This window comes from Streptomyces sp. Tu 3180 (genome assembly GCF_009852415.1).
Taxonomy (GTDB): domain Bacteria; phylum Actinomycetota; class Actinomycetes; order Streptomycetales; family Streptomycetaceae; genus Streptomyces.
The window spans coordinates 549,337-559,122 of record NZ_WOXS01000002.1 but is presented as its reverse complement, the minus strand read 5'-3'; the positions used below and the strand labels follow the sequence as shown (position 1 = coordinate 559,122).

At 74.4% G+C, this 9,786-nt stretch carries 1 protein-coding gene; it reads left to right on the top strand.

The window, feature by feature from the left end; translation table 11 throughout:
* Positions 1–121 precede the first annotated feature (121 nt).
* Positions 122–9,655 carry a type I polyketide synthase gene (locus tag GL259_RS03815; protein ID WP_159529157.1) on the top strand — a complete coding sequence of 3,178 codons (9,534 nt, stop codon included), beginning with the start codon at positions 122–124 and terminating at the stop codon, positions 9,653–9,655.
* Positions 9,656–9,786: the final 131 nt, after the last annotated feature.

The window sequence follows — 9,786 nt, the reverse complement described above, 5'->3', positions numbered from 1 at the left end:
GGCACCGTGTCATCCCGCCCTCGGCGCTGTGCCGCCGCGCCGCGCCGCACCAGGTGATCCCCGCCCCCCTTGCCGTCCGCCCGTCCGCCCGAGTACGGACCACCAACCAGTGGAGCTGAGCATGTCCACCTCCGAGGAGCGCGTCGTCGCCGCGCTGCGCGCGTCCCTGCTCGAGAACGAACGCCTTCGCCGGCACAACGAGGAACTCCTCCGGACGGCGAACGAACCGATAGCCATCGTCGGCATGGCCTGTCGCTACCCGGGTGACGTCACCGGTCCGGAGGACCTGTGGCGGCTGGTCGCCGACGGCGTCGACGCCATCGCTCCGTTCCCCGCCGACCGGGGCTGGGACACCGAGGGCCGCACGACGCCGAGCACCACGGGCCAGGGCGGGTTCGTCTCCACGGCGACCGAGTTCGACGCCGGGTTCTTCGGCATCTCACCGCGCGAAGCACTGGCCATGGATCCTCAGCAGCGGCTCGTCCTGGAGACGTCCTGGGAGGCACTCGAACGCGCGGGCCTCACCTCCGCCTCCGTACGCGGAAGCCGGACCGGCGTGTTCATCGGCTGCGGCAACCAGAACTACGGCGCCGACACAGGCGACGAACTGCCCGAAGGGGTGGAAGGGCACCTGCTCACCGGCAACGCGGCGAGTGTGGTGTCGGGCCGGGTGGCCTACGTCCTGGGCCTGGAGGGTCCGGCCGTCACGGTCGACACCGCGTGCTCGTCGTCCCTGGTGGCGCTGCACCTGGCGGCCCAGTCCCTCCGGTCGGGGGAGTGCGACCTCGCACTCGCGGGCGGCGTGACGGTGATGTCCACACCCGACGTCTTCACCGAGTTCGCCCGTCAGGGGGGTCTGGCGGGGGACGGCCGGTGCAAGGCGTTCGCGGAGGGGGCGGACGGGACCGGGTGGGGTGAGGGTGTCGGTGTGCTGCTGGTGGAGCGGCTGTCCGACGCGCAGGCGAACGGTCGTCGGGTGCTGGCGGTGGTGCGGGGTTCGGCGGTGAACCAGGACGGTGCGTCGAACGGGTTGACGGCGCCGAACGGTCCGTCGCAGCAGCGCGTGATCCGCGCGGCGCTGGCGAGCGCGGGGGTGTCGGCGGCGGACGTGGACGCGGTGGAGGCGCACGGGACGGGGACCCGGCTGGGGGATCCGATCGAGGCGCAGGCGCTGCTGGCCACCTACGGCCAGGACCGCGAACTTCCCCTGTATCTGGGGTCGGTGAAGTCGAACCTGGGTCACACGCAGGCGGCGGCGGGGGTGGCCGGTGTGATCAAGATGGTGGAGGCGCTGCGGCGCGGTGTGCTGCCGGCGACGCTGCACGTGGATGCGCCGTCCTCCCGGGTGGACTGGTCGGCGGGTGCGGTCCAGCTCCTGACCGAGCGGCGGGAGTGGCCCGACACCGGCCGTCCCCGACGTGCCGCCGTCTCGGCGTTCGGCGTCAGCGGCACCAACGCGCACGTCATCCTGGAACAGGGCCCCGAACCGGCGGCCACCGAGCCGCCCGCGGTCGTGACGGGCGGCGAGCCGATCGTCTGGCTGCTCTCCGGCCGCAGCGAGGAAGCACTGCGGGCCCAGGCTCGTTCCCTCCGCGCCTTCGCCACCCGGCATCCGGAGACACCGGCGGCCCTCACCGGGCTCGCCCTCGCGAAGACCCGCACCCATTTCGAGCACCGGGCTGTCGTCGTCGGGAGCGCCCCCCGTCTCGTCGACGCACTGACCGAACTCGGTTCCGGCTCCATGCCCCTGGACGTCGTGACCGGACGGGACCGGGGCGAGGCACGCCAGGCGTTCCTGTTCTCGGGTCAGGGGGCGCAGCGTGCGGGGATGGGGCGGGAGCTGTACGCGGCGTTCCCGGTGTTCGCGGAGGCCTTCGACGCGGTGTGCGCGCACGTCGGCGGCGAGCTGAGGGACGTCGTCTTCGGCGGTGACGCGGAGCGCCTGGCACGCACGGAGTGGACGCAGCCGGCGTTGTTCGCGGTCGAGGTGGCGTTGTTCCGGCTGCTGGAGTCCTGGGGGGTGCGCCCGGACTTCGTGGGCGGGCATTCGGTCGGTGAGATCGCGGCCGCGCACGTGGCGGGGGTGCTGTCCCTGGAGGACGCGTGTGCGCTGGTGAGCGCGCGGGGCCGGTTGATGCAGGCGCTGCCGCCGGGCGGGGCGATGGTGGCGGTGGAGGCCGCCGAGGGCGAGATCGTCCCGCTGCTGGACGGGCGTGAGGTGGCGGTGGCGGCGGTCAACGGCCCCCGAGCGGTGGTGATCTCCGGCGCCGAGGCGGCCGTGTCGGAGGTGGCCGCGGAGCTGGCCGGACGGGGTCGGCGCACCACCCGTCTGCGGGTCTCGCACGCCTTCCACTCGCCGCTGATGGAACCGATGCTGGCGGAGTTCCGCCGGGTCGCCGAGGGCATCACCTACACCGCCCCGGCCCTCCCGGTCGTCTCCCACATCACCGGACGGCTCGCCGTCGAGGACGAGCTGACCACCGCCGAGTACTGGGTGCGCCACGTCCGCGAGGCGGTCCGGTTCGCCGACGGTGTCGCCGCCCTGGCGGCGGAGGGCGTCACCCGGTTCGTCGAGGTCGGCCCCGACGCCACCCTCACCACCCTCGTCCAGAACTGCCTCCCCGACGCGCACGGTTCACTCCTCGTGGCCACCCTCCGCAAGCAGGATCCGGAACGCCTTGCCGTCCTACGGGCGATGGCACGCCTCCACGCCGACGGGGGTGAGGTCGACTGGCCCGGAGTGCTGGGTGACGGCGAGGGGACACCGGCGGTGGATCTGCCCACCTATCCCTTCCAGCGCAGCCGTTACTGGCTGGGACCGAACGAGTCGGCCAAGGACACCCCGCCCGGCCCCGCCCGGGCCTCCGCCGTCGTCGACGCCGCCTTCTGGTCCGCCGTCGAGCGGCAGGACATCACCAGCCTCGCCGCGGACCTCGACCTCGCGCCGGACGCCCTCGGCACGGTGGTCCCCGCGCTGTCCGACTGGTACCGGCGCCGGCAGGAGCGGGCGGAACTGGACGTCCTGTGCCACGAGGTCTTCTGGCGTCCCCTGACGGGTGACGACATGGTGCCCGCCGCCGCGACCGGGGCCTCCCCCGTGGACCACTGGACGGTCCTCGTGCCGAAGGATGCGGACACCTCGGCGCGGGTGCTGGCGGACGAACTCGCGGAGGGGCTGCGCGCCCAGGGGCCGACGGTGCGGATCTGCGAGGTCGACACCGCGGATACCGACGCCTGTGCCTCAGCCGTTCGCACCGCCGCGGAAACGGCCGGAGCCCCGCACCCCACCGGTGCCTCGCACGGCGTCCTCTCCCTGCTGGGCTTCTCCCCGTCGACCGACGCCGTCGTCGCCACGCTCACCGCCGTCCAGGCACTGGTCCGGACGGCCCCCGGCGCGAGACTGTGGGTGATCACTCAGGGTGCCGTCGCCGTCGGCGGTCCGGACCGCGTCACCCGTCTGTCCCACAGCGCCGTCTGGGGACTCGGCCGGGTCGCCGCTCTGGAGCACCCGGACCTGTGGGGCGGCCTGATCGACCTCCCCGCGCAGACGGACCACCGGGTGTGGACACGACTGGCATCGGCCCTGACGCGCCTGAAGCCGGGCGAGGACCAGGTCGCCCTGCGCTCCCACGGCGTGTTCGGACGCCGGGTGAGACCCGCCGCACCGCTCGCGCCGCGCACGGCTTCCGTCACCGACCCCGCCGACTGGACACCGGGTGACGGCGCCGTGCTCATCACCGGCGGCACAGGCGCCCTGGGAGCTCAGGTGGCACGCTGGGCCGTCCGGCGCGGCGCCCGCCACCTGCTCCTGGCCGGCCGCCGGGGCGAACAGGCACCCGGCGCCGCTGAGCTCCGTGCCGAACTGGAGCAGTCGGGCGCCCGCGTGACCATCGCGGCCGTGGACGTCTCCGTCCGCGAGGACCTGGTCGCCCTCCTCGCGGAGCACCCCGTCGACGCCGTGTTCCACGCGGCCGGGGTCCTGGAGGACGGGACGGTCCTCAGCACGGACGCCGACCGGGTGCGGCGCGTGATGGGGCCGAAGGCCGAGGGGGCGCTGCTGCTGGACGAACTGACCCGGGGCACCGACCTCACCGCGTTCGTCCTGTTCTCCTCCCTGGCCGGAACCGTCGGCAGTCCGGGACAGGGTGCGTACGCGGCCGCCAACGCCGTGCTGGACGCGCTGGCCGAGCGGCGGAGGTCCGAGGGCCTGCCCGCGACGTCCATCGCGTGGGGCCCCTGGGCGGGTGACGGTATGGCCGCTGCCGCCGGCGGCCGACGCCGCGGACGGGGAGCGGTGACCCCGCTCGCCCCCGAGACCGCGTTGTCGGCGCTGGGAGCGCTGATCGACGCCGGAACCACCACCCGACTGGTCGTCGCGGCCGACTGGGACCGCTTCGTCCCCGCGTTCACCGCCTCCCGGCCCAGCGCATTGCTCACACCGCTGAGTCCGGCCTCGGCGGCCGCTCCGGGTCAGGTCGCCGTCCGTGACGCCGGTGCCGCCACGGACGGTCTGCGCTTCCGCGTCAACTCCCTGCCCCGCGAGGCCGGCCGGCGCCTGGTCCTGGACCGGGTACGCGAGTGCGCGGCGGCCGTCCTCGGCCATGGCACAGCCGAACAGGTGGAGGCGGAGCGGGCGTTCCGCGACCTCGGCGTCGACTCGCTGATCGCGGTGGAACTGCGCAACGTCCTGGCGGCGGACTGCGGTGTCACGTTGCCGGCCACGGTCGTCTTCGACCACCCGACCCCGCAGGACCTCGCCGCTCACCTCCACGGCGAGCTGCGCGAGGAGACCCGGCCGGAGGAGACGGCCGCCGCCCACGCCGTGGTCACCGTCACCGACGAGCCGGTGGCGATCGTCGGGATGGCCTGCCGTTTCCCCGGCGGTGTCGACTCTCCGGAGAGCCTGTGGGCGCTGCTGGAGGAAGGACGCGACGGCATCACCGACTTCCCCGCCGACCGCGGCTGGACCGGCCTGGACCCGCTCTACGAACGCTACGCCCGTGCGGGGGACGGTGCGTCGGATGCGGGTGGTGTGCGGCTGGGGGGTTTCCTGGACGACGTGGCCGGGTTCGACGCGGAGTTCTTCGGGATCTCGCCGCGTGAGGCGGTGGCGATGGATCCGCAGCAGCGGTTGTTGCTGGAGTCGTCGTGGGAGGCGGTGGAGCGGGCGGGTGTCGATCCGGGGTCGTTGCGCGGGGCTCGGGTGGGGGTGTTCGCGGGGACCAACGGGCAGGACTATCCGGCCTTGTTGGGTGTGGCGGAGGGTGACTTCGGCGGGTACGTGGGCACGGGCAACGCGGCGAGTGTGATGTCCGGTCGTCTGGCCTATGTGCTGGGGCTGGAGGGGCCGGCGGTCACGGTGGACACGGCGTGCTCGTCGTCGTTGGTGGCGTTGCATCTGGCGGTGCAGTCGCTGCGGCGGGGGGAGTGCGATCTGGCGCTGGCGGGCGGGGTGACGGTGATGTCGACGCCGGGTGCCTTCGTGGAGTTCGCCCGTCAGGGGGGTCTGGCGGGGGACGGCCGGTGCAAGGCGTTCGCGGAGGGGGCGGACGGGACCGGGTGGGGTGAGGGTGTCGGTGTGCTGCTGGTGGAGCGGCTGTCCGATGCGCAGGCGAACGGTCGTCGGGTGCTGGCGGTGGTGCGGGGTTCGGCGGTGAACCAGGACGGTGCGTCGAACGGGTTGACGGCGCCGAACGGTCCGTCGCAGCAGCGGGTGATCCGCGCGGCGCTGGCGGACGCGGGGGTGTCGGCGGCGGACGTGGACGCGGTGGAGGCGCACGGGACGGGGACCCGGCTGGGGGATCCGATCGAGGCGCAGGCGCTGCTGGCCACCTACGGCCAGGACCGGGAGCGCCCTTTGTGGCTGGGGTCGGTGAAGTCGAACCTGGGTCACACGCAGGCGGCGGCGGGGGTGGCCGGTGTGATCAAGATGGTGGAGGCGCTGCGGCGCGGTGTGCTGCCGGCGACGCTGCACGTGGATGCGCCGTCCTCGCGGGTGGACTGGTCGGCGGGCGCCGTGCGACTGGTCACCGAGCGGCGGGAGTGGCCCGACACCGGCCGTGCCCGGCGGGCGGGTGTGTCCTCGTTCGGGCTGAGCGGCACCAACGCCCACGTCATCCTCGAACAAGCCCCTTCCACGGAAACTGAATTCAGTCGTGACGATGATGGCGTGGTGGTGCCCTGGCTCGTCAGCGGCCGTAGTGAGGCGGCCCTGCGTGCCCAGGCCGGCAGACTCCTCGCCGCTCTGGAAGAGCTGCCCGCTCCCGGTCTGGCGGACTTCGCTGGGGCGCTCGCGAGCACCCGGTCGTCGTTCGAGCACCGTGCCGTGGTGATCGCCGCCCACCGGGACGAGTTCGTTCGGGAGCTGCACTCCCTCCACCTGGGCGAACCGGGCGTACATACGGTCTCCGGCGTCAGACACCGCGGCGGCAAGGTCGCGTTCCTGTTCTCGGGTCAGGGGGCGCAGCGCCCCGGTATGGGGCGGGAGCTGTACGCGGCGTTCCCGGTGTTCGCGGAGGCCTTCGACGCGGTGTGCGCGCACGTCGGCGGCGAGCTGAGGGACGTCGTCTTCGGCGGTGACGCGGAGCGTCTGGCACGCACGGAGTGGACGCAGCCGGCGTTGTTCGCGGTCGAGGTGGCGTTGTTCCGGCTGCTGGAGTCCTGGGGGGTGCGCCCGGACTTCGTGGGCGGGCATTCGGTCGGTGAGATCGCGGCCGCGCACGTGGCGGGGGTGCTGTCCCTGGAGGACGCGTGTGCGCTGGTGAGCGCGCGGGGCCGGTTGATGCAGGCGCTGCCGTCGGGTGGGGCGATGGTGGCGGTGGAGGCCGCCGAGGACGAGGTGCTGCCCCTGCTCAAGGGGCGCGAGGCGTCGGTGGCCGCGGTCAACGGCCCCCGCGCCGTGGTGATCGCGGGCGACGAAGGGGCCGTGTCCGAGGTGGCCGCGGAGCTGGCCGCACAGGGCCGCCGCACCACCCGCCTGCGCGTGTCGCACGCCTTCCACTCACCCCTGATGGAAACGATGCTGGACGCCTTCCGCCAAGTCGCCGAGGGCATCACCTACACCGCCCCGGCCCTCCCGGTCGTCTCCCACGTCACCGGCCGGCTCGCGACGGACGACGAGTTGACCACCGCCGAGTACTGGGTGCGCCACGTTCGCGAGGCGGTCCGGTTCGCCGACGGCGTCGCCGCCCTGGCGGCGGAGGGCGTCACCCGGTTCGTCGAGGTCGGCCCCGACGCCACCCTCACCACCCTCACCCGCACCGCCCTCGGCGACACCGCCGCCCCCCTCTGCGTGCCGTTGCTGCGCCGCGACGCGGCCGAGAGCGTCGCTCTGCTGCGCGGACTGGCCGCTTTCCACGTGAGTGGCGGCGCCGTCGACTGGGCGGCGGTGCCGAGTGTCCGTACGCAGGCCCCTGTGGACCTGCCCACGTACGCCTTCCAGCACACCCGGTACTGGCCCGCTGTCGACGCGCGCGCCGCCGCGTCAAATACGTCGGCCACATCGGGCGTGGCCGCCGCACCGGGCGTGCCCGAGGCGTCGGCGTCCCGGGCGGCCTCCACGGACGAGACCTTCTGGGCGATGGTCGAGCAGGAGGGGCCTCAGGATCTGGCCGGCCGCCTCGGGGTGCCGGAAGAGGCCCTGGACGCCGTTCTGCCCGCACTGATGTCACTGCGGCGTGAGCACGCCGCACGCGAGGAGGTCGACAACTGGCGGTACCGCGTCGGCTGGGAGCCGGTGGACGTGGGACCGGCCGGCCCGGTGCCGGGGCGCTGGCTTCTGCTGCAGCCGCCCGGTGACCCCGCCCTCGACGGGCTCGAGGAGTTCGTTCCGGGGCTGGAGCGCGTGCGCTGCGAGGCCCGGGACCGTGAGGGACTGGCCCGTCTGCTCGGCACGCTCGTCGCGCGGGAGGTGCCGGCCGGGGTGCTCTCCTGCCTCACAGGTGCCGTGTCCGGTGCCGGAGACGGCGCTCCTGGCGCGGTGGTCGCCGCCGTGGTGGACACCGCGGCCCTGGTCCAGGCGCTCGGTGACGTCTGCGTGAGCGCACCGCTGTGGGTGGTCACGCACGCCGGTCCGGGACCGGAGGACGCGCCCGAGGATCCGGCACAGGCCGCCGTGTGGGGCCTCGGACGGGTGGCGGCGTTGGAGCACCCCGACCGGTGGGGCGGGCTGATCGACGTGCCGCACCGGGCGAGTCGAGCGGAACTCGGCTCCCTGGCCTCGGTCCTGGCACGAACCGGCGAGGACCAGGTTTCCCTGCGCGGCACCGCGGCGTACGCGCGACGGCTGCGTCCGGCCCCGCCGGCCGGCACCGCGCCGGCCGGCGACTGGACGGCTCCCGCCCGGGTGCTGGTCACGGGCGGCACCGGAGCGCTCGGCGGGCGGGTGGCCCAGTGGCTCGCCGAACACGGCACCAGGGAACTCGTCCTGACGAGCCGCGGCGGAACCGCCTCCCCCGGCGCCGCCGATCTCGTGGCGCGGCTGCGCGCGGCCGGAGCGGGACGGGTCGACGTCGTGGCATGCGATGTCGCCGAGCGCGCCGAGGTGGCCGGCCTGCTCACGGCCCACCGGGTCGACGGCGTCGTCCACGCGGCGGGTGTCCTGGACGACGACCTGATCGACGCGATGACGCCCGAACGCCTGGAACACGTGCTGCGCGCCAAGGCCCTGGGAGCGGTGCACCTGGACGAGCTGACGCGGGGACGGGGTCTGGAGGCGTTCGTGGTGTTCTCGTCGATCGCCGGTGTGTGGGGGAGCGGCGGGCAGGGCGCGTACGCGGCGGCGAACGCGTGCGCCGACGCGGTGGTGAGGGCGCGGCGCGGGCGCGGCGAGACGGGACTGTCGGTGGCGTGGGGTCCCTGGTCGGGCGGGGGAATGGTGTCGAGCGCGGGTGCGGTGGAGCTGGAGCGCCGCGGGCTGCGGACGATGGAACCCCGGCGCGCACTGCTGGGACTGGGGCGTGCGCTGGAGGCGGGGGACGGCGCGGTGGTGGTCGCGGACGTGGAGTGGGAGCGGTTCGTCCCCGCGTTCACCAGCCGCCGTCCCGGCCCGTTGCTGGCCGCCCTCCCGCAAGCGGCGGCCGTCACGGAGGGAGAAGACAATCCCGGGCCGCACGGCCGGGACGGGGCCCGTCCCGCCCTGGTGGAACGGGTGATGTCCCTGCCGGAAGCGGAGCGGTCGGCCGCCCTCCAGCGCCATGTGCGGCAGGTCGCGGCCGCGGCACTCGGGTACGCCGACCCGGGCGACGTCCCCGCGGACCGGGCCTTCCGCGACATGGGCTTCGACTCCCTCACGGCCGTCGAGCTGCGCGACCGGCTCACGAAGGACACGGGACTGCGGCTGCCCTCGACGCTCGTCTTCGACCACCCCACACCGGCCGCCCTCGCCCGTCACCTGGACGCCGAACTGACCGGTGGAGGCGGGGCGATGACGGGCGTGCTGGCCGACCTCGAGGCCGGCGTCGCGCGCATCCTGCGGGCGGACCCGGGCCAGGAGGCGCGCACCCTGCTGGGCACACGGCTCAGGGCGCTGCTGGACGAGGTCGAGGGCGTTTCGGCCGACGGCGTCGACGCGGGCGGTGCTTCACTCGGTGACCTCCTGGAGGACGCGAGCGACGACGAGTTGTTCGACCTCGTCAGCCGCGAGCTGGAGCAGTAGCCACCGGACCCGGGGCGGCCGGCGACCACCCCGGGGCACGCGTGACGGCGGCCGTACCGGAGCGGGGGTGGTACGGCCGCCGTCCGCCGGGGTGAGGGCCGCAGCCCCCGCCCGGTCGGTCACGGTCCGCG

Bases quoted from the DNA above. Each gene is read 5' to 3' on its own strand.
- GL259_RS03815 (WP_159529157.1), top strand. From the start codon at position 122: ATGTCCACCTCCGAGGAGCGCGTCGTCGCCGCGCTGCGCGCGTCCCTG.